6 protein-coding genes are annotated in these 23,895 nt (G+C 65.3%); 4 read left to right on the forward strand and 2 right to left on the reverse strand.

Annotation, left to right across the window (positions count from 1 at the left end; genetic code table 11):
- The first annotated feature begins 24 nt into the window (after window positions 1-24).
- Window positions 25-948, forward strand: coding sequence for a LysR family transcriptional regulator (locus C7G42_RS17775; RefSeq protein ID WP_106950234.1), 924 nt, complete (start codon window positions 25-27; stop codon window positions 946-948).
- Here C7G42_RS17775 and C7G42_RS17780 read toward each other — a convergent pair.
- Window positions 945-3,638 carry a hybrid sensor histidine kinase/response regulator gene (locus C7G42_RS17780; RefSeq protein WP_106950235.1) on the reverse strand — a complete coding sequence of 898 codons (2,694 nt, stop codon included), beginning with the start codon at window positions 3,636-3,638 and terminating at the stop codon, window positions 945-947. The two genes, C7G42_RS17775 and C7G42_RS17780, sit on opposite strands and share 4 nt — an antisense overlap.
- Complete coding sequence (locus tag C7G42_RS17785) at window positions 3,635-4,666, reverse strand: ABC transporter substrate-binding protein (RefSeq protein WP_106950236.1); 1,032 nt, start codon at window positions 4,664-4,666, stop codon at window positions 3,635-3,637. The genes C7G42_RS17780 and C7G42_RS17785 overlap by 4 nt, the downstream gene beginning before the upstream one ends.
- 292 nt (window positions 4,667-4,958) lie before the next feature.
- On the opposite strand from C7G42_RS17785, the gene C7G42_RS17790 reads away from it, so the two are divergent.
- From C7G42_RS17790 to C7G42_RS17800, 3 genes are all read left to right on the forward strand, one after another.
- Window positions 4,959-5,708, forward strand: a complete 750-nt coding sequence (locus tag C7G42_RS17790; protein ID WP_106950237.1) for a hypothetical protein — start codon at window positions 4,959-4,961, stop codon at window positions 5,706-5,708.
- Between the two features lie 66 nt (window positions 5,709-5,774).
- Window positions 5,775-22,121 carry a leukotoxin LktA family filamentous adhesin gene (locus C7G42_RS17795; protein ID WP_106950238.1) on the forward strand — a complete coding sequence of 5,449 codons (16,347 nt, stop codon included), beginning with the start codon at window positions 5,775-5,777 and terminating at the stop codon, window positions 22,119-22,121.
- Between the two features lie 11 nt (window positions 22,122-22,132).
- Window positions 22,133-23,818 (forward strand): ShlB/FhaC/HecB family hemolysin secretion/activation protein, encoded by a 1,686-nt coding sequence (locus C7G42_RS17800; protein WP_106950239.1) that lies wholly within the window; start codon window positions 22,133-22,135, stop codon window positions 23,816-23,818.
- Window positions 23,819-23,895: the final 77 nt, after the last annotated feature.

Here is a 23,895-nt window from a genome sequence, read left to right on the forward strand (position 1 = left end):
GGAAACAATCGGCGGAAGCCGCTCTTGGATAAGCTCAGCAGCCTGCGGGCCTTCGTGAAGGTGGTCGAAAGCGGCAGCTTTGCCGAGGCGGGTCGCCAGTTGCGGCTGTCGCGCTCGGCAATCAGCAAGTACGTCGCCGACCTCGAGGAGAGCCTCGGCGTCCAGCTGTTGAACCGGACTACGCGGCATGCGAGCCCGACCGAGAGCGGCAAGCGCTATTTCGAGCGCGCGCTCGTCATCCTCTCGGAGATCGAGGCCGCCGATCAGGCGGTGACGCAGGCCCAGTCGGCGCCGCGCGGGCTGCTCCGCGTCAACGCACCGATGTCGTTCGGAACGATGCGGTTAGGTCCGGTGCTCGCCGATTTCATGGCGCGTCACGGCGAGCTTCAGCTCCAGATCGTGCTCAGCGACGACCTGCTCGATCCCGTGCAGGACGGTTTTGATGTCACGCTGCGGATCGCAGAACTGGAATCGTCCAGCCTGATCGCGCGAAAGATCATGCCGGTGGGGCGGGCCATCTGCGCCTCGCCGGACTATCTCGCGCGGCACGGCACGCCAAAGCACCCGCAGGATCTGCGCGAGCATGCTTCGCTGACTTACGGCTTCCTGCTGACCGGCAACCAGTGGAAGCTGACCGGCGCGGACGGCGACCACTGGATCCAGCCGGCATGGTCGCTTTGCGTCAACAACGCCGAGGTGCTGCGCGATGTCGCGATCAAGGGCAGGGGGATCGCGCTGCTGCCGGAGTTCATCGCGGCAGATGCGTTGAGGAAGGGCGAGCTACGCACGGTGCTGGATGATTATTCCGCGCCGCCGCTCGCGCTCTACGCGGTCTATCCGCCGACGCGGCATCTGTCTGTGAAGGTGCGGCTTTTCATCGATTTTCTGGTCGAGCGGTTCGGGAGGGAGGATGAGGCGAGTGTGCTTATGCGGCCGCGCTCACACTAACCGGCGGACCGCGGCTCGGCTGACGCGAGCAGCTCGCCGAGCGCCCATATCGATGCGTGCAGAAGCGCTGCAAGTTCATTAGCCGCACTCTGGTACTCCGCCGGCGACATCGAAGGCGCCGCAAGCTCGACCTCGCGGCAGCGCTCGAACAGGCGGACGAGGCCGAGCGCGCTGGCTGCGCTGCCGAGCTGATGCGCGGATCGCGCGAGTTGCTTCCGATCGCCGGATGTCGCGGCCTTCGCGATGTCGTCGATAAGGCATTCGCTGGTCTCTCCGAGCAAATGATGGAGCTTTGCGATTTGTGCGGACCCCAGCAGCTCCCGCTGGTCGTCGAGGAAGCGCCGGTCGATCAGTGCGCCCGCGGAGAGTTGCACGGCTGCCGGCTCGACCTTCGGATCGTCCTCGATCGCCTCGCGGAGCGCGTTGATCAGGATCGGCTTGCTGACGACCCGGACAATGCCTGCGTCCGTGAGCCGTTCGCGCGCGCTGGAGGATACGTCCGCCGTCACGGCCATGATGCGCGGCATCCTCGGCAGCTCGAGCTTGCCGATCCGCGATGCCGCCTCGACGCCGTCCATGTCGGGCATGTGCAGGTCCATCAAGATGACGTCGAACGATTGCTCACGGGCGAGAGCAATGGCGGAGGCGCCATTCCTCGCGATGGTCGGATGATGGCCGAGCCGCCTCAGGATCGCTTCGCCGACCTCGCAATTGACGGGATCGTCATCGACCAGCAACACGCGGAGCGGTCGCGATGGCGGCGCGACCGTACCTTGCGCGACACCGCTCGCGGCCACGCAGATCGGCACCTCGAACGTGAACGTGCTGCCCGCGCCCGGCGTGCTCTCCACCGTCAGCTCGCCGCCCATCAAGCGGCTGAGGCGGCGCGCGATGGCAAGGCCGAGGCCGGTGCCGCCGAACCGTCGTGCAATGCTGTCGTCGGCCTGGACGAAGTCCTCGAAGATCCGCTCGTGCATGTCGGGGGCGATGCCGATGCCGGTGTCGCGAACGGTGATGCGCAGCAGGATATGTTCGTCATGCCGCTCGGCGGTCGCGTTCACGGCGATCCCGCCCGATGGCGTGAACTTGATGGCGTTGCCCATGAGGTTGAGCAGGATGCGATTGAGCCTGACCGGGTCGCCGTGCACGGAGGTGTCGACCGAGACATCGCAGGCAAGGTCGAAGGTCAGACCCTTGCCGAGGGCCTGCGGACGCATCAGGTCGGCGGCCGTCTCGATCAGCTGGTCGAGGCGGAAGCTGCGCGGCTCCAGCGCCTCGGTGCTGGCCTCAAGCCGCGCATATTCCAGGATGGCGTCGACCAGCGCGATCAGCGTCTCACCCGATGCGGCTGCGGTCGTGAGATGGCGCCGCTGCGCTTCGCCAAGGCTGCCGTCGTCGAGCAGTTGCAGCACGCCCATGACGCCGTTCAACGGCGTGCGCAGCTCGTGGCTGACGACGGCGAGGAAACGCGATTTTGTCTCGTTGGCCGCCACCGCCACGCTGCGCGCGCGCTCGGCGGCGTCGTGCTCGGCAAGGGCCTGATCGCGCGCTTTCTCCAGTTCGGAGGTGCGCTCGACCACCTTGCGCTCGAGCGTCGCGTAGGAATAGCGCAGCTGCGCGGCCATCCGGTTGAACTGGTCGCCGAGCGCTTCCAGCTCGTCACCGGTCTTGATCGCGAGCCGCAGGCCGAGATCGCCGCTCCCGATGCGCCGCGCGCCCTGCGTCAGGAGCTGGATCGGCCCCGTCATGCGCCGGCTGAGAAAGAGAGAGACCAGCACCGCACCGGCGAGCAGGACGACGAGGAGAAAGGTCGAACGGCCGATCGACGCATAGATCGGCGCATAGGCTTCGCTGAGCGGCAGTTCGACGAACACCAGCCAGCCGAGCGAGGGGACCGTTGCATAGGTCGACAGCACGCGCTCGCCGGTCAGATCCTCCTTGACCAGCCCGCCGGAGGCCGGCCCCACACCATCGAGCGCGGCGCGGACGTCGGCATGTCCCGAGAGATCGCTGCGCTGAAGGGCCCGCCACAAATCGGGATGCGCGATCAAGACGCCCATGCGGTCGACCACGTAGGCCTTGCCGGTGTTGCCGACCCTGATGCCGGTGACGAGGTCCCAGATGAAACGCAGATTCACCTCGGCGACGATCACATCGGGATTGCTGCCGGTGCCGCGTGTGGACAACGTCATGTATGGCTCGGTGTCGCCGAAGAAGTAGACCGGCCCGTAATAGGCCCGGCTATCGTTGGCGCCGCGGAAGGCCGGCGACGCCGAGAGGTCGGCCTTGCTGCCGATCCTGTCCGCCACACGACGCGACACGCGCACCCGCTCGATCCCTTGCGAATCGAGTTCGGCGATTTCCGCGATCGCCGGCGACAGGCGCATGAGACGGATGGCGTTCAGGCGCTGGTCTTCGTTGGTCGACAGTTCCGGCGGCAGGCGCGCGAGCCATCTGATCTGGCTCTCGATCTGGCCGATGAATTGGCCGATCTGGATCGCCGCGGAGGCGGCCTGTTCGCGCTGGGTTGCCGCCAGAAGCTGCTTCTGCTCGCGATAGGAGAACCAGACGTCGAAGCCGGTGCTGATGGCGAGCGCGGCAAAGGCGAGGGCGACGATCGAGTAGAGATATTTACGGAACAGCCGGCCGGGAGGCGTCCGCAAATGTCCCTGGTCGACGGTTTCGTTCACTCGCGGATCTCGTCGGCGCGCGCGAGCAGCGTGAAGGGAATGCTCAATCCCAGCGTTCGGGCGACCGTGCGGTTGATCATGAGCTCGTATTTCCGCGGCGATTGCACCGGAAGATCGCCGGCTTTGGTACCGCGCAGGATCAGATCGACGTAGTCGGCGGAGCGCACTTCCAGCGTCGGCCCATAGCTCATCAATCCGCCGGCATCCATGAAGTAGTGGAACGGATAGATCGTGGGCACGCGATACTTGGCGGCCGCCGCAACAACCGCCTGCCGGTTGACGACGAGGAAGCTGTCGACCAGCGCAATCATCGCCCCCTTCGGCTGTTCGGCGAAGCGCCTGACGGTTTCGTCAATGTCCCCGGGCGCGTCGACCGGGACGGGGACGACGGACACGCCGCACTCGGCCGCTTCCTGCTCGATCGAGTCCAGGAAGAAGCGTCCCGCCCGAGGCGTGGTCGACGGGTTGTACAGGGCACCCACGCGGGCAATATCCGGCACGGCCTCACGGACGAGCTGAAGCCATTTGCCGCCCATCTCGGCGGTGCTGCTGGTGAAACCCGTCACGTTGCCGCCGGGATGGGCAAGGCTTTCGACGAAGCCATTGCCGACAGGATCATTGGCGGTCGCGAACACGATTGGAATGGTCTTGGTGGCGGCAAGAACGGCCGCGGTTTCGACCGTCGACCCTGTCAGAATCACGTCCGGCTTGAGCTCCAGCAATTCCTGAATTGCCGTCTTCATCCGGCCCGGTGCGCCGAAGCTCGAACGGAGCTCGAGGCGGAAGTTGACGCCTTCGACCCAGCCGCGCTGCCTCAAGCCGACGATGAGGCCGCCGAGCCGGGAGGTCGCGCTGTCGATCATGCTCCTTCGGGTCAGCTCGTCGTCGAGCGGCAATGCGGTCAACGATGCGACGATCCGCATGCGATCCGACGTTGCGCCGAGCGCGACCCATCCTGCGGCGGTTGCGCCCGCAAGTCGAATGAAGCCGCGGCGATCCACCGCGAGAGCGGAAGGCCGTTCGGTCATGGAATTCTTTGCATATCGCTTGCCCCGGTTCGTTGCTTAGCGCGAACGGCCGGTGTCCACAATTGATGAAAAAAAGCGCTTGTGAATGTTCATTCGCAGCGTTTGGCAGCCCGATACCGTATTCCTACGCAGCCAAAGAGTCGCTGTTTCGAACCTTGTCTCCTCGGTGGCGCGTTGTAACGCCTTGTGGCGTTGCAACATTTTCCGTCTCCGTTGCGGTGACGGTTCGGGGGGCCGATTTCGCAGCTGCCGATTTTTCAAGCGTTGTTTAAAGTTGTTTCGAAGGTTCTCGATGCGCAAAATCTATCTCGTTCCGGCCGTCGTCGGCCTGCTCACCTGCATTGCAGCCGGACCGCTCGCGGCCCAGGGCGCCGTACCGAAGCAGAAGGCTGCGCCGGCTCCCAGAGCCGCTGCGGCCGGCGCTCCCGCTGCGGCGGGCACGCCCGTCGCCGCCGGGGCACCGTCGGCCGAGACACCGGCCGCCGACGACAAGGCCAAGGCGATCGACGGCTTCCGCTCCGCCAAGTTCGGGATGAACGAGACGGACGTGCGCGCGGCGATGACGAAGGATTTCAACGCCAAGCCCGACGCCATCAAGTCACAGGACAATGCGTCCGAGCTGACGCACAGCCTGCTGTATGCGGCCCCCGACCTGCTGCCGAACGGCGGCACCGCCGAGCTCTCCTACGTGTTCGGCTACAAGTCGAAGTCGCTGATCCAGGTCGGCGCGGTCTGGTCGAAGGGGACTGACGCCGCAATGACGCCGGAGAAGCTGTTCTCCAACGCCAACATCCTGCGCGCCCATTTCATGGGTGAGGGCTTCAAGCCCGACTCCATCGCCGTCAATATGCCCGTCGCTGGCGGCATCGTGATGTTCCGCGGCAGCGACGCCAAGGATCGCTCGGTGATCCTGCTGCTCCAGGGCACGTTCGAGAACAAGGAGAACAACCAGCGCGTCCTGACGCCGACCAGCCTGCTGCTGTTCTACGTGGCAGACGCCAAGAGCCCCGACATCTTCAAGCTGCCGCCCGGCCAGTTCTGATGCCTGGATCGCACATTCTCCCACCTGGTTGTGGATCGGCGCCAATGCCGATGAAGAGGATCTGACATGCCCGGACCATCTGCGGCGCGAGACAATGACGAACTGACGACGCTGCGCCGGTTGGCGGGGTTTCGTTCGATGTCGCTGCTCTGCGCGATGCAGATGGTGTTCCTGCCGGTATTCAGCGTCCGCGTTCAGGCGCAGACGGCGAACGTCATCGTTCCCGATGGACGCACTGGAACGAGCCTCCAGACCTCCGGCAGCGTCACCAACGTCACGACGTCGACGGTCTCGGGCAACAACGCCTTCAACTCGTTCTCGCAGTTCAGCGTCGGGCAGGGCAACACCGTCAATCTGCAACTGCCGACGGGGACGCAAAACCTCGTCAACATCGTTCGCGACGCGCCGGTCTACGTCAACGGTACGCTGAACTCCTACATGAACGGCTCGATCGGCGGTAACGTCTATTTCGCCGATCCCAAGGGGTTCGTGGTCGGCCGCAGCGGCGTGGTCAATGTCGGCAGCCTCAACGTCTCGACGCCGACGCGTGAGTTCACCGATAGCCTGATCGGCCCGGGAGGCGCGATCAACGGCACGGCCGTCGGCAATTTGATGGCCGGCTCGTTCCCGGTTTCGCCGGACGGTAACATCCGTATCTACGGCCGCATCAACGCCCAGGACGGCGTGCGGTTGACGGGGCAGAACGTCTTCGTCGGCGGCGCCACCCAGCGCGACATCGCCAATCTCGACCACGCCGCGAAGTTCGCGGCGTCCGTCAATTCCAAGGGCCTGCGCAGCGCCAGCGCGATCACCGTCAGCAACGGTTCGATCCATATCGGCGCCGTCAACAACGCCCGCGTCAACGGCCGCTTGACCGCGCGCAGCAAGACCACGACGCCGAGCAACATTACCGTCGTGGCCGGCAACAACATCGACATCGGCAAGAACGCCAGGCTGAGCACGGCGAGCAGGACGGGAGATGCCGGCGGCGTTCTCGTCAAGGCCGTCAACGACGTAACGGTCAGGAGTGGTGCGAAGTTCAATGCCAGCTCGAAGGTGGGCAATGCGGGCCTGGTCGAACTGAGCGGAAACGGCGTCATCGACGTCGGCAGCGGGGTTACCATCAACCTCAGCGCACCGGCCGGCCGGGCTGGCACGCTGCTGATCGACCCGACCGATGTGGTCATCGGTGACGCGAGCCAGGGCGACACCGGCGTGACGCTGTCGAACAGCTCGGTCGCCAACGCCATCGCGGCGCTGAGCGCCGGTGCCACCTATCTGGTCCAGGCCGACAATTCGGTCACGCTGGCTGCGCATGCGCTGATCGATGCCCGACGGCTCGATGCGAATGGTCATTCGACAGGCAATGCCAACAACGTCACCATCGACGCGCCGAATATCACCATGTCGAGCGGCGCCAGGATTCTGGCCCAGGTGGTCGATTTCGGTGGCTCCCACTACACCAACGGCAACGTCACGCTGACGGCGACGGCGAGCGACACCAGGCTGTCGGGCCAGGCCACCGCGACCACAGGGATCACGGTCGACGGCCAGATCACCGGCGGCGACATTTCGATCGGCGCGACGTCGACCGCGACGTCCAGCTTCACGAGCTCGGTCCCCGGCCTCTTCACGCTGGTGGGCACCACGCTCGCGGCCTCGCTTCTCGGCATCAACGGCGGCTATGTGGCTGCGAGCGCCACGGCGACGATCAACATCAACGGCAACGCCAACATCAACGGCGCCGGCAACATCATGATCGCCTCGCATGGCTCCGAGACGGCGCAAGATCCGGCAATTGCGAGCACCTTGCTCGGCGCCTCGCCGATCGGCGCTTCGGCTGTCGTCGGCAAGATCGACGGCAACGTCACCACCAATGTTGCCTCCGGCGCCACGATCAGCGCGGGCGGCAACCTCGGCATCCACGCCATCAACGACGGTACGCTGAACGTCGCAGCGGTCGCGGCCACCTCCAGCGCGCAATTCGTCGAGACGGTTGCCTATTCCACCGGCTCGGTCTCGACCACGGCCAATGTGGCGACCGGCGCGCACCTTTCCGTCGGCAATGTGACCGCATCCGGCAACACGCTGACGGTGCGTGCGATCAACAACAATTCGTTTGCGACCAGTGCGACATCGGTCGCGCTGAGCACACCGAATGCGAGCGGTGGCGTGGGCGGTGCGCTCGCCATCAGCGACGTCACCACGTCCGCAACGGCGAAGCTCGGCTCCTCGCTGGGCACCAGCACGTCGTCGCGGATGAACGGCTCCGTCCTGGTCGAGGCGACCTCGAACACGACCAGCAACTCGACCATGGCCTCGACCATCGTCGGTACGCCGGCGATCATTGGCGCGATCCAGGGGTTCATGGTCTCCAGCCCCAGCATATCGGGGATGATGGCTCAGCAGATGATCTCGCTGATGCCGGTGGACTTCAATTTCAAGGCCGCCGGTGCGCTGTCGCTGGCCAACAGCACCGAAAACGCGACCGCATCGATCGGGCAGAATCCGAACGGCGGCGCCCCCAGCCTTTATGTGAGCGGCAATGTCGCGGTCGTCAGCACCCTCGTCGATCGGGGCGTGCGCAGCAATGCGACGGCTTCCGCGATCACCTCGGACGCCTCGAGCGGCGAGGGGGTCGCGATCAGCGCCGCGGTCGCCTGGGGCAATTTCAACCACAATTCGAACGCCTATATCGGTAGCGGCACCACCGTCAACGCGGCCAACATCGCCGTTGACGCCAGCACCTGGATGCCAATCACCAACACCTGGTTGAAGTGGGACGGTCTGACCGAGGTCCTCGGCCACCTCAACGGCAATCTCGGCGTCGGCGGCAATATCCTGACGAGCTATGCCAACGCGACGGCGGACGCCGGCGATACCATCGCCGTCGCCGGCTCGATGAACCATTTCGTCGTGAACAACAACACGACGGCGTGGGTGGCGGGCAGCGCCAGCTTGACCGCAACATGCACGACGGCTTGCGGCAGCACCGCGACCGTGAACAGCGGCGACGTCCACACTTACGACGCCAGCATCCAGATCGCGGCAACGACGACGACGGCGTCGATCGATGCCGCCGGCAATGTCGGTACCCTCGGCTTCCTGCCCGGCAACACCTCCGGCGGCTCTTCGGTGGGCGGCTCGCTCAATTTCGTCCAGTTCAATACCAAAACCATCGCCGGCGTTTCGGACAGCGCGACGCTGCGGGCGGGGGACGACATTGCCGTCAACGCGATCACCTCGGACCAGTTCGTCGCGGTGGCGCCGTCATCCGGAAAGGCCGGCGGTGCGCTGGCGCTGAACGGCATCACCTCACTCGGCTTCCTGAACAACACGACGCATGCGTCGATCTCAAGCCAGGCCACCGCCTATGCTCCGACCATCAACATCCTGGCGCAGCAGGATTTGTCGGTCGTGACGATCGCGGGTGCGGTCAATGTCGGCGGTGGCTCGGCGGTCGGGTTGTCCGTGGCCTATCTCGGCGCGAACATGGATACGTCCGCCTATATCGGCGACAACCATTCCGACATCCGGCCGGGCCCGTTCAGCAGCAATGATCCGTTTGCCGGCAACAGTGGCGGAAGCGGCTTGGTCAACGTCGACAACCTCACGATCAGCGCCACCACCTCGGGGCGGATCACGTCAGCGGCCGTCGCGGCGGCGATTTCCTCGCCGTCATTGTCCAACTTCGCCGACAAGGCAAGCGCCGCCGGCGCGGCCGCAGCGGGCGGACCGGCCGGGATTGCGCTGGCTGTGAGCAAGATCACCGCGGCCTCGGGATCGGGCACGGATGGCTTTACGATGGACCTGGCGGGCAGCTCGTCGGTGAGCGACGTCTCGCTCGGGACCAGCGCCTACATCAAGAATGCGTCGGTCAACAAGTTCACTCCGACCAGCGCGGTGACGACGAACACGATCGTGCAGGCGCTCAACGACACGATCCTCAGCAACGGCTCCGGCTCCGCCGCGGCCAACATGTCGGGGGGGTCGTCTCAAGGCGCTGCCATCGGCGCCGCCATCGCGGCGGCGATCTCCAACAACGCCACATCAGCCTACATCTACGGCACCACAATGCAGAACCAGAGCAATGTGACGGTGCAGGCGCTCAACGGCGGGTCGGAAACCGTCGTCGCCATCGGCGTGGCCGGCGGAACATCAGCCAATGCGGCCGCTCTGTCGGGGTCGGTCGGCATCATGACGGACAGCGCGAACGCCTATGTCGAGAGCTCAACCATCACGGGCCAGGCGACGGGGGTCAATCGCGCGATAGAGGTCGATGCCTACCAGACCACGAACATCGCGATCGGCGGTGGCTCACTTTATATGTCCGGCGGCAAGGCCGGCGTCGGTATCGGCCTGACCTATGCCTCGATCGGCGATCCCACGGGCGGCAAGGCCACCGACGCGCATATCCGCAGCAGCTCGATCTCGAATTACGACACGCTGCTGGTGCTTGCCGACAGTGCCAGCGTGATTGCGGCCGGTGCAGCCTCGGGCGGGGGAGGGGCCAACGCCAACGGACTTGCCGGTGCGATCGTCGTCAGCGAAATCACGCCCACCACGACGGCCTATATCAACAGCGGCGCGACCGTGAACATCAATGTCGGGCGCGTGACGGTGCTGGCCGACAGCGGCGCCGTGTCGGACCTCGATACGGCGCTCGGAAATCTCGTCAAGAAGTCGAACAACAATCGTCTCGCAGCGGACACGTGCACGGCCGCCGGCGGGATGGGCACGCAGAATTGCATCGATTTCAGCGCGGCGGCGCTCAACGACGGCGCCGGTAACGGTCCGGGCGCGAGCATCATCTCTGTTGCCGGCACGATCCAGGCCGGCAAGAACAATGTCGGGGCGTCGCTGGTGTACGACACCATCGCGACGACGCATTCGGCCTATATCGCCAACGTGCTAATGACGACGGTTGGCGACGTCCGGGTGAGCGCGGTCGATTCGACGAAGATCCAGTCGGTCACGATCGGATTTGGTCTCGCGACCAGCCAGTTCGCCGGCGTCGGTGGTATGACGATCAGCTCGATAGCCAACACCGTCTCGGCGTCCATCGGCAACAATTTGTCCAGCGCGACGCAATCGTCCGTCACGGGCAGGAACATTTCCGTCCTCGCGACCGACAATTCCAGCATCACCGGAACCGCCGCGGTCGCGGGCGCCTCGACGCAAGGCAGCGCCGCAGGCCTGGCGCTCGTCTACAGCAGTATCGCCAACAATGTCAGCTCCGGCGTTACCGGCTCGAAGCTGAGGGCCTCGGGCAACGTCGCCGTCAATGCGAACTCGAACGCTGGCATTTCGACCGTCGCTGTCGGTATCGCGATGTCCTCGCAGATCGGACTGGCCGGTTCGGTCGCCACGAATCTGCTGGGGACGAATGTCACCGCCAGCATCACCGCTGCCGGCACCAACGGTGTCAACGGCGCCGACGTGATCGCTGCCAACAACGTCGGCGTGATTGTCGGCAACAACGACAAGGCAGCGGTGTTCGCCGGCGCCGTGTCCATCAGCAAGGGGGCGGCCGGCGGTGCCGGTTCGCTGGTGACCAACAAGATCACCGGAACCACGGCCGCCTATATCAGCGGGGCCAACACGCTGGTCGACGCGCGGGGGACCAGCACCACCGATACGCTGTCGGTCAACAACGGAACGCTCGTCCATGCCTTCGATCTCGGCGCAGCCCATGCGCCGAGCGACAGCACGCCCGACCTTTCCGAGAATCAGGACATCGTGCGCGGACTTGCCGTCGTGGCGAGCTCGCACCAGGCGGTCGTGGCCAATGTCGCCTCGCTCTCCGCCAGCAGCGGCATCGCCATCATGATCAACCCGATCACCAATGTGATGAGCGGGGCGACCTGGGCCTATATCGACAGCGCGGCCATCGACACCCGCCTGACCTCGTCGACGCTGGCGCCGCAGATCGAGGTCGCGGCATCGAGCTTCTCCTATTCGGGCACGCTCGGCGCGGGCATCATCCCGCCCACCGGCAACGGCGGCGGCGGCGCCACCATCATCAGCACCACGATGTCGCGCGACACCCGCGCCTACATCACCAATGCCACGGTCGGCGGCGTCCAGTCGTCGAGCCCGACGGTCGGCGCCGTCACCGTGAAGGCCAATGCCGAGCAGGATGCGTCCTCGATCGCGATCGGGTTCAACACCGGCTCGGTCGGGTTGAACGTCTTCCAGGCCACGACGGAGGCCTATGTCGACGGCGGCGCGCTGACGGCCGCGTCATTGACGGTGAACGCCACCAACAACACCGGCATCTTCTCCGCGAACGGCTCCGGTGCCTACGGTAGCCAGGCCGCGATCGGCGCGGCATTCCTGGTCCAGGTCTCCTCGAACCGGACCGAGGCCTATGTCGGCGACGAATTCCATTATCAGGGCAATGGCGCCGCGCACACGACCGGGCTCAATCTGAGCGGTGCGCTCGACGTCGAGGCCACCACCAAGAACCGGTTCGAGGCTTATGCGGTCGGCGGCGCGCTCTCGACCGGCACGGCGGCGATCGCGGGAATGGCGAACATCGAGATCGCCAGCAACACCACCATCGCCGGCGTCTACGACACCACGCTGCAATCGGTGACGGGCGGTGCGGCCGGCGCGGTCACCATCAATGCCACCGAGGACGTGGCGATCAAGGAGATCGCAGGTGCGCTCGCGGTCGCCGCCAGCGGGGCGGGCGTCGGTGTCGGCGCCGCCGCCAACGTCATCTCGTTCAAGAGCCAGACCATCGCAGAGAGCCGCAACAGCAACTTGAATTCGTCCGGTGCGATCAATGTCGCCGCGCTCAGCACCAAGGAAGTGCTGTCCTACGCGGTCACCGCCGGCATCGGCGGCAGCGTCGGCATCGGTGCGACCGTCGGCGTCATCATGATCGGCGCCAACACCGCCGATGCGGACACCCAGGGCCAGCAGACCGGCCAGCTCAATCAGGGTAACGACGGCACGATCGCGGCGGTAAACGCGAGAACCAGCACCACGCATGGCAGCGACGCGGTCGGGAGCGGGACGGCCGGCAATCCGGGCAATGCCAATGCCACCTCGACCTACGACGTCGGCAGTGTCCTGAGCGGCGGCAACGACGCGGTCGTCGCGCAGATCGCGGGCGGCAACGTCATCGGCACGCAGGTCAACGTCACCGCCACCAGCGCCAACGCGGCCAAGATGTATTTGCTCGGCGCCGGCTTTGCCAAGAACGTGGGCATCGGGGCCGGCATCGGCTACACCAGCGTCAACAGCACGGTGTTCGCCAATCTGAGTGACTACGGACGCAACGGCTCCGGCGTGCTGGAGGCTGCGGATACGCCTCTGACGGTCTCGGCGACCGCGGTCAACGTCGCGGCGGTCGTCAAGGACGCCAGCACCGGACCTTATGCCGGCAAGACCATCGACACCGAGGCGATCGCCGGCGGCGCGGCACTCTACTTCGGCGCCCAGGCCTCCGTGGCGGTCGGCAATGTCAACAATTCCGTGGTCGCCATGCTCGGCGGCCAGATCACCGGCACGGGCGCCGCCGCCGTCATGGCGCTGGATTCGTCGAGCCAGGTCGTGTTCACCGGCGGCGCCAGCGCCGGTGCCGTGGCGGTCGGCGCCTCGGTCGCAACGGCAAGCCGAACGAGTTCGGTCGCAGCGCGAGTCCTAAACGGCGCCGCCGTCAACACCTCGACATTGGCGGTTGGAGCCGCGGGTGCGGGCACAATGAGCACGACCGCAACCGCGCTCGGCGGCGGTATCGTCGCCGGCGTCGGCGCGGATGCAGAGGCCCACGAAAACTCGGGCGTACTCGCCGAGATCGGGGCCGGCGCCTCGATCACCACGTCCGCGACCGGTGCCGGCACGCTGGTGACGGCGTCGATCACGCCCAATCTGTCGAGCGAGGCGATTGGCGTCTCGGTGGGTGGCGGTGCGGTCGGTGTCGCGATCGCGAAGTCGACCGTCGGAGCCACCGTGACTGCCGATGTCGGCGACAACGCCATTTTCTCGGGCGGCGCGCTCGGCCTGACCGCGATGGCGCTCGTCCCGGTCGTCGGTACGCAGACCAATTCCGATGGAACCACGACGACAATCTATGGCACGACGACCTGGGCCAAGGCGCTCGCCGGCGGTGGCGGTTCGCTGATCGGCGCGCAGGGCAGCCTGGCCCAGGCGTCCGAGAACGCGACCGTCAACGCGTATGGCGGAACCGGGATCCGGCTTCCCAACGCCGACGTGGCCATCGCTGCCGAGAACGACAGCGCCCAATATGCCGAAGCGACCGGTCTCTCCAGCGGGTTCCTGGCACTCGGCGCGACCGTGGCGCAGACGTCGTCGAACGCGCACACCTATGCCTATCTGGGCGCGCCTGCCGATATGGATACGCTGAACCACACCGACTACACCGGCATCCTCCAGATCACCGCCACCGGCAGGGACACCAACGTTTCCAACGCGACGGTCGGGGCGGGCGGCACCTATGCCGGCGCAGCGGCGGTCGCCACCACCAGTTCGACCGCGGTCACCAATGCACGGTTCGATGGCGGCTCGACCGATGACACGCTCTATTTCGGCGGTCTCAGCGTCAAGGCCACGCACACCACGAATTATGCGGCCAACGGCGATGCCTACCAGGCGTCCACGGCCGGCGTCTCGGGCGGCAAGGCGCGGAACGACGTCACCTCGACCACCACGGCCGAGATCGGAACGCATCTGATCGTCAATACGGATGGCGGCAATATCGTCGTCATCTCCAACGACATCGTGAACCAGGCCGGCGGCGGCGCACGTTCGGGCTCCGGCGGTACGTTTGCGGGCGCGGCTGCGCTGAGCGACTCCTACGTCACCCAGTACGTCACCACCAATATCGGCGCCGGGACGATCCTGAGCCTCAACGGCGATCCGCGCACGGCGACGGGCGTGATCGACATCGAGGCCTACAACACGCTGAACACGGTGGACACGGCGAGCCTGGCCACCGCCGCCTTCTTCGCCGGCGGCGGCGCCGAGTCCAACATGACGGCGAACGCTACGCTGGCGGTCAACATCCATGCCCGCGAGCTGTTCAGCGTCGGCAAGATCTTTGTCGGCACGGCGGCGAAAATGTCGGCTTCCAACTATGCCAATGCCAGCCTCTATGGCGCGATCGCCGGCGTCGGCGCCAGCACCAATAGCTGGGTCCACGCGGACCAGGAGGTCACCGTCGACAGCGGCACGACGATCCAGGCCTGGCGCGACATCAATATCTTCGCCGGCATGTCGGGCGACACCATCACTTTCAGCAGCATTCAGGCCACTGCGACGACCGTCGTCTACAACAACACCGCCATTCCGATCTCGGCTCTCTACCGCGGCACGGCCAATGCCGGCGGCGACAGCAGCCTGACGCTCTCCGACGGCTCACGCGTGCTCGGCGTCCGCGACATCTATCTGGGCGCGACGCAGGGGCAGGTCACCGCCTCCGGCAACGGCAGCAATTACAATCCGTATCTGGACATCTTCAGCGCCAAGAACAGCGACAATCACAGCCACACCAGCGGAACCGGCAACGTCGCGCTCAATGGCCTGGTGGTGGCGGGCATCAACAACGACCTGACCATCTTGATCGAGCTCGGTGCAAGCGCGCCGACCCTGAGCACGACGAGCCCGTATTCGTCGCTGTCATCCACGCTCGAATACGTCGCCGACGTCGATCATTTCAGCCCGGTGAAAAGCTGGAACCATCAAACGGTGCAGTACACGATCGTCGGCGGCTTCAATCCCTACCAGAACATCGTCGACCAGCTCGTCACCCTGACCGGCCTGACTGATACGCAGATCCGGACCCAGCTCGCGACGTCGACGAACGCACATCCCGCCACGATGGCACCGTCGGGCGCCGATCCGACGGGCGACATCCAGCGCCAGATCAACACGTTGATCCAGCAGGCGCCATATACCTCCGACGCCGGCGGCAACGCTTTCGCATTCGGCGACATGCTGGTGTCCGCCGGCAATGTCTCGATCCTGGCGCAGAAGCTGACCGGGAACAGTCTCGCCGGTCACACAGCGCCTTCCGTCACCGCACTGAGTTCGCCGAAGATCAAGGTCGAGAACCGCGGCCTCGACTTCATGGACTTTGCCAACCTCACCGTCACCAACGTGACCGGCGGCAACATCACCTACCGCCAGATCGACCATGTCGACCCGGATTCGCATTCCAACGTGACCTTCACCGCCACGCCGAGCGCGACGCCGATCATCGACATCTCGGCGACCTACAACCGCGTCGATCCCAGCACCGGGCTGGGCGTCGACGACAACGGCAACCAACTGACCCGCAAGCCCGACATCTATTTCGACGGCATCGTCACCAACGAGAACGGCCTGCTCAAGATCACCAGCCAGCTCGGCAGCGTCGTCGCGTCGCAATCGCTCAATGCCGCGACCATCCAGATGGTGGCGCCCAACGGCTCGTTCATCTTCCTCGGCGGCGTCGGCAGCTTCTACAACTCCAACCACGACGTCACCTCGCAATGGGCCGGCGTCGAGTACAAGCCGGCCGACAACGATACGCTAACGGCGGTTATGGCGGCGGCGACCTATCTCGGAGCCTATGGCGCCTACGAGTACAGCCCGCATATCGGCGACGGCGGCAATCATCCGTATTTCTATTATTGCTGCGTCGACGGCCATAGCGGCGTTCAACAAACGGCCGCCAACAGCACGATCTTCACAGCGCGCATGCTGATGACGTATTACGACGGCCTGTCGCTCTATTCGGCGATCTTCCTGCCGATGGGATCGGGAGCGCCGGGTAACGGTAACCCCAATGCCGGCAGCGTAGGCAGCACCACCACGCTCGCGCAAATGGAAGGGCCAACAGTCCAGACGATCTCGACTGCGCCTTGGGAGAAGACGACTTATGACGGCCAGGGCGTTTACACGGACAGCGGTCCGTACAAGACGCCGTTCAATTGCTCGGGATGTTCGGCCTATTTCCAGGTCGTCAATATCCAGAACGACGTGATCACGCCGAGGACCGCGAGCTCGAACGCGTCTTCGAACTGGAGCTCGACCACGCCCTCGGGGTACCAGAACCCCGCCAACGCGCCCTTCATCCTCGGCCAGGCGATCATCATCTCGGCGGGGGTCATCAACGTCAACGGCCTCATCCAGAGCGGCACGAGCAGCAACTATTCGGTCGACATCGGCGGCGGGGTGCTGTCCGCCATCAACAGCCTCAAGACCAGCAACAACGGCGCGGACTTCGCCCGGGCCCAGGCCAATGCGCGGAACGGCAGCTATTACGACATCACGGCGGCTGCGACGACGCAGTTCTCCAGCGATATCAAGATCGGGGTTAAGTACAACGCGCTCACCGACCAGATCATGGTGAACGGCGTGGTGCAGGGCTCGGGCGGCTATGTGTATCTGAACGGCAAAATCATCTCGACCTCGACCGACGGCACGGCTCAGGGCACCATCGCGGTCAAGGGTGGCGCCGGCACGATCAATGTCAACAACTCGACCGGACTCCAGCTCGTCACCAACACCATCAATACCGGCGTCAGCGCGCCCAGCGTGATCCAGATCGTCGATCAGCTCCAGCAGCAGACGACGTGGTACGTCTACAATCCGTCCGCATCGGGTGGCCAGCAGGTGTCGACGTATCGGACGGCCAGCGTCAATGCGAGCGCGTACAACCCCGCGATGCTGACCGGCCTCAGCGGCACGGCGGGCATCCAGTATGCCGTGAAGCCCAACATGTACTACCAATGGGTTGACACGGCGACGCTCGATCGTCCGACTACCAGCACGCAGTTCGACTATGGCTGGCACTACACGCCGAACGCGTCCGGAGACAACTGGACCCGTACCGTCAGCCTGGTCGAGAACGTGATGCAGGCCACGGGCGGGGGCGGCAACACCGGCCAATTGCAGACCGCGAACTTCCAAGAGGTCGTCACCGCGACCGGTTCGTATCACGGTGCCGGCGGTAACACCCATCCCGAGAAGTGTTGCGGCGCGGACGCGCAATACAATTGGTACCAGCAGATCTACGACCACCTGACCCTGACGCTGACCAACACGGTCAAGGCGTCGAACCCGATCAACATCCAGTTCAGCGGCGGCGGCGTCAGCACCGTTGCGGTGACCTCGAACTCCGGCATCGTCATCAACGGCCCGATCAACAACGTCTCGGGTGATACGACGGTCAGGGCCACCGGCGCCAATTCGGCCATCACATCAGGCGCGACCGCCAACAACCCGATGATCTCGGGCAAGAACGTGACGCTGCAGGGCGATGGCGGCATCGGTTCGCTCGGCGCGAACGGCGTTCCGATCCAGGTGCAGGTCTATGGCGGCAATCTGACCGCCACCTCGATTGATCGCGACATCGCGGTCGCGGCCGTCGGCTCGCTCTCGATCAACCAGGTCGCCGTCACGTCGGGTGTCTCCGGCCGTGCGCCGCAGGGCAGCGTCTCCATCTCGGCCACCGGTGACATCAACTCGTCGGGTGCTTATGACGCCGCCACCCCCGTCGTGATCGGCAAGAACATCGAGATCAACTCCAGCGCCGGTGCGATCGGTGCGACGAGCAGCGTCGTCAATGGTGCGACCACGCTGACCAACATCAAGCCGCTGGTGATCCAGGCGACGGGTACGTCGCAGTCCGACGGCACCGTCGACGGCGGCGTTCTCGACAGCGCCTCGGCCACCGGCACCTACATCGTCCAGTCCAAGGGCGATTTGCGGATCGGCACGATCCAGTCGGCCGGCGGTCCGGTCTTCCTGGCGGCGGCCGGTTCCGACGGCAACCAGGCCAGCATCCTGAACGGCCGTACGACCGTCGGTATCTCCGCTGCGGAAAGCGCGCATCTCCAGCAGGTCTGGGACAACCTGAACCTGCTCAACGGCAACCCGGCCACAGCCGCCGTCAACAGCTACCAGTCCATGGTGACGGCGGCCTACAACGACTATTTCCAGCTCAAGAACATCGCCTTTGCCAACGGCACCTACAATCCGACCTCGGTGGGCCTGACGGTCCTGCGGGCGCAGGTGGCTGCCAAGCTCGGCATCGACCCGGCAAACGTCTCGACGACACAGATGAAGGTCGAGGCCACGACCAGGTTCCTGAAGGATCAGTTCCTGCTCGGCAAGATCACGACGGCTGAGCTCCAGAGCGGGCTGACGACGTTGCTCGGAAGCGCTCCTGCGGATGCGCTGGGGTCCGTGTTCGGCAGCACGCTCTCGTCGGGCCTGTTCACCAGCCTGTTCCAAGGCGTGGCGGCGACCGATCAGCGCCTGCCGACCAACGCCGCGCTGCAGGCGGCGCTGAACAGCTACAGCGCGACCTACAGCTACACGCTCGCGTCGACCGAGCGGGTCTACAGCATCATCACCGCGGGCTCGAACTGGACGCACGACCAACTCGCCTACACGGTCTCCTCGTCCGCCATCGGCGCGACGCCGCCGCCGATCGACGACAACGTCATGGCCAATATCAGCGCTAACCAGATCATGCTCTACGCGCCGCGCGGCTCGGTGGGCAATTCGGCCGCGCCCCAGGTGTTCTCGTTCACGAGCGCCGATTCCTCGACGCTGTCGAATGAGCAGAAGGCATTGCTCGCATCGGCCGGCCCCGGCCAACTCACGGTCAGCGCGACCACGGACCCGACCACCCACGTCACGACCTATACAGTCAGCCTGTCGCAGCAGAACCTCGTCGTCGTCGACAACCCGATCGCGATTTCGGCCAAAGCGCTGTCCAATGTCTATCTCGGCAGCAAGAGCAGCCTCACGCTCGGCGGCGTCACCGCGAGCTACGGGCCGATCACAGCGGCGCAGGCCAACGGCATCGAGGTGACTGGCCGCGGCGACGTCAAGCTCCACGCGGTGAACAGCATCACCCCGGGCGTGGCCGGCGTGCCCGTGATCTCCGGCGACATCGCCAACCTGACCCTGATCGCCGAGCACGGCAATATCGGTGCCCCGTCGGGAACGGCCGGAAGCAATCCCGCGACCAACCCGAACGCGCTCCAGATCGCCTTCGCCGACTCGGCCAACGATCAGCTCGATCAGGTCTCGTCGGGGCAGGGCATCTACATCAGGCAGACCACCGGCGATCTCATCCTCGGCAACATCGCCGCCGGCAACGATATCCAACTGGCCGCGGCCGGCAGCATCTACGCCGAGGCGGGCTTTACGGACCGGTCGGCAATCCACATTCTGGGCTCGAACCTCGACCTGCGCGCCGGCGGCAGCATCGGCTTCAACGGCTCGACGTTCCAGCCGCTGCAGGTGAACATCTCCGGCGCGGTCACAGGCTCGGCGGTCGGCGATCTCAGCATTCTCGCGGTGACCGGCGATCTCGCGGTCGGCACGAGCGGCCCCTATGGGGCGCTGACGGCGGGCGGCGCGTTGACGCTGAACGTGGCGCGCGGCGCACTCACCATCAACACCGGCATCGCCAGTGGCGGTCTCATGCAGCTGCTCGCCAACCGCGGCATGACCTTCGCGGCCGGAACCAGCGCGGCGCCGGTGGTTGCGACCAGCAGTTCGGGCGGCGTGACGCTGGTGGCTTCCACCCTGTCGATGGGCGCCTATTCGGCCATCAATGCGGCCGGGTTGATGTCGGTGACCACCACGGCGGATGCGACGATCGGCCAGCTGAATTCGTCGCTGTCCTATGCGGCCGCCTCGACTACGCCGTCGATCATCGTCACCGCAGGCGGCGTCGCCTCGCTTGGTGCGATTATCGACAATGGCGACGGCCAAACCAAGTTCATCGCTTCCGGCGCGGGCGCAGAGCTGTCGCTGAGCGCGTCGAACGGCATCGGCAACGCGACAAGCCGGTTCACCCTCAGTGCCGCGCGTCTGTCGGCGAGCGCGGGCGCCGGCGACATCTATGTCGGGGTTCTCACCGACACCGAGGTGAGCTTGCTGTCCGCGGTGAAGGGCAGCGTGGACATCATCGGCACCGGCGCCTTGACGCTCGACCAGGTGCTGGCGGGCACGGCGACCGGCGCGAGCGGATCTTTCCGCGCCGTGGCGAACAATGGCAGCATCGTCATCGGCACCGCCGACAGCAGCGGCTCGCAGACGATCCACGCGACCCAGAACGTGACGTTCAAGTCACTGACCGCCACCGGCAGCAGCGGCGATGTCGGCAACATCAACGTCACCGCCGACACCGGCTTCATCCTGGCGCAGACGGTGATGTCGGGCGGCGTGCCGACGCTGGGTTCGGTCTCGGCCCATGGCTCGGCGAGGCTGATCGCCGCGGGCACCAACACCGGCCATCATCTCACGGCCTCGACTGGCAACGCCGTCCTCAGCGGCACCGTCGTGCATTGGGATAATCTCAACGCGGGCGGCACGCTCGATGTCACCGCCACGACCGGAGGGATCACCGTCGGCACCGCCATCAGCGGCGGCACGCAGACCCTGCGTGCCGTGTACGATATCGTCTTCAGCCAGCTCACCACGACGGGTATCCCGGGCGATGTCGGCGACCTCAACGTCACGTCCGACATCGGCGCGCTCCGCGGCGGATCGATCTCCGCTCATGGCGACACGCATTTCGATGTGGCCGGACCGATCTCGCTCGACCGGATCAGCGGGAACGTCGTGAAAATGACCTCGACGGGCGACCTGACGATCAACTGGGTCAGCGTCGTGAGCGAGCTCGATCTCGCGGCCGACACGATCAACGTCAAGGGCGAGCAGGTCCGTTCGAACCCGTCGATCCCGCTGATCCTGAACATCACCGGCTATAACGGCGGTGTCGCCAAATATGCCAATGTCTGGATCGATCCTGACAGCATCATCGTCAACCAGTTCAGGGTGGTGGACGCGAACTTCTGGACCGACGCACACGCCGTCTCGATCCTGAACGGCTACGTGCCGGGCCAGCTCATGCTCACCACAGCCACCCAGCAGGTGCTGCTCAACAACCGCACGCCGGCGCCGTCCAACTGGCCGACGCTCCAGCTTTACCAGCCGGGCGGCGTGTTCACGATGAGCCAGACCGGCAACGCCAATGTCAGCAACGCCTACGTGGTGTTCTATACCGGCGACGTCTCGGCGACCGTCACCAATTACGGTTCGACCCACACCTGCTGCAATGTCTTCACCGGCGCGAGCATGATGCGCAACATCGCGGTCGACGGCGAGGGCAGCGAGAGCATCGAAAGCTGGCTCGCGAAGAAGGATGGGGGCACGTTCTACCTGCTCGGTCTCTCCGGCCAGGCGCGCCTCGACGCGCTGCTGACACCGCGGCCGGTCGAGGCGGTGGGCTCCGGTCCCGCGGTCAACATCGAAGGGATCAGCGACATGCGCAAGCTGCGCCAGAAGGGACAGCGTGCGGGACGTCCGGGCTGGAAGGATGCGGCGGCCGAATCGGCGAAGCCGGCGATTGGCCGTCTCGCACAGGCATGGTAGTTGGATTCGGGATGCGGATTCTGGGGGCATCGTTGGGGATCGGGCTTGCAGCTTGCTGCATCGCCTCCGCGCATGCCCAGTCGATCAACCCCGGCGTGATCCAGAACGACGTCGACAGGCAGCGGCGGCAGCTCGAGCAACAGAGCGCCCCGCCCAAGCTCACCGGGCCGGCGGTGATTGGCGGCGAGCGGGAAAAGTCCCAGCTCCTGAAGCCGGGCGGGCCGAAATTCCGCCTCCGCAAGGTCACCTTCGACGAGTCCAAGTTCATCACGCCGGCGGAGCTGGATGAGATCGCGAAGAGATATGTCGGCAAGAACGTCGACATCGCCTCGCTGTTGCAGCTCGTCGCCGACATCAACGCGATCTATGCCGCGCGCGGCATCGTCACGGGCATCGCGACGCTGCCCGAGCAGGACGCCAAGGGCGGCGTCGTCCGCGTCAAGCTGACCGAAGGACGGCTGCAGAAGACCACCGTCGAGGGCAACAAGCAGACCCGCACCGATTACATCCTCGATCGCGTGAAGGAACCCGAAGGCGAGGTCCTCGACGTCCCCAAGCTCAATCGCGACGTGATCTGGTTCAACCGGACCAACGATGTGCAGATCAAGGCGCTGCTGCAGCCCGGCACGAGCTTCGGCCTCACCGATCTCCAATTCGCGGTGATCGAGCCGCCGGTCGACACCTTGCAGCTCTTCACCGACAACCAGGGCGCCGAGAACACCGGGCGCTGGGAGGGCGGGGCCTTCTACAAGCGCCACGGCCTGTTCGGCGTCGACGATCGCCTGACCTTCTACGGCGTCCGCTCCGACGGCAATCTCAACGGCAATGTCGCCTACAGCATTCCGGTCAATCCCTGGGGCGGCCGCGCCGGCGTCAGCTATACCGAAGGCAAGATCAAGATCATCCAGGGACCGTTCGTCGCGCTCGACGTCACCGGCCGATCGAGCCAGGCTGCGGTCAATTTCAGCCAGCCGGTCTGGGTGACACAGGACTGGCTGGTGCTGCTCAACGCGGCCTTGACCGAGGGCAAGACCGTCAGCCGCTTTGCCACCGTCGCCGTCACCGACGATCATTACGACAAGACCACGGCCGGCGTCTCCGTCACCAAGTCCGGCAACGCCTATTCGATCACGGTGTCACCGGCAGTCAACTACATCGCGTGGCATGATTATGTGCTCGGCAACAACCGCGCGTTCAACACCTATACCGGCTCGCTGATCGCGACCAGCGCCGCTGGGCCCCAGAATTTCAGCGCCAATGTGCTGGCGAGCTGGCAGTACACGCAGGAGAAACTGCTGCCCGGCGATCAGATCTTCTCGATCGGCGGCCCTACCACCGTGCGCGGTTATCCCTCCAATGCGGCCTCCGGTGACAGCGGTTATTATGTCAACGCCGAGCTGCACTACAACTGGTCGCAATGGCTGAGGGGTTTCGACACCTACATCTTCACCGATTGGGGTGCGGTGTATTCGACCTTCCCCGGCGTCACCGAAATGGCCTCGGTCGGCGTCGGCTTCTCCTGGACTTATGCGCAGTTCATGACCTTCGAGGCAAACTACGCAACGCCGCTGAAGATGGCGGTCTCGACCCAGAACCATTACGAGGCCTATGGCCGCGTCATCTTCCGGCCGCTGCTGATGTTCCAGAAGCCGGAAAGCGCGGCGCCGGCGGTGGTTGCGGGCAGAAGCAAATCGTAGCGGAAAGTTGCGCCTCTCTCTCCGCCGTCATTGCGAGGAGCGAAGCGACGAAGCAATCCAGACTCCCTCCGCCGCGG

It is taken from the genome of Bradyrhizobium sp. MOS003, assembly GCF_003020125.1.
Taxonomy (GTDB): Bacteria; Pseudomonadota; Alphaproteobacteria; order Rhizobiales; family Xanthobacteraceae; genus Bradyrhizobium.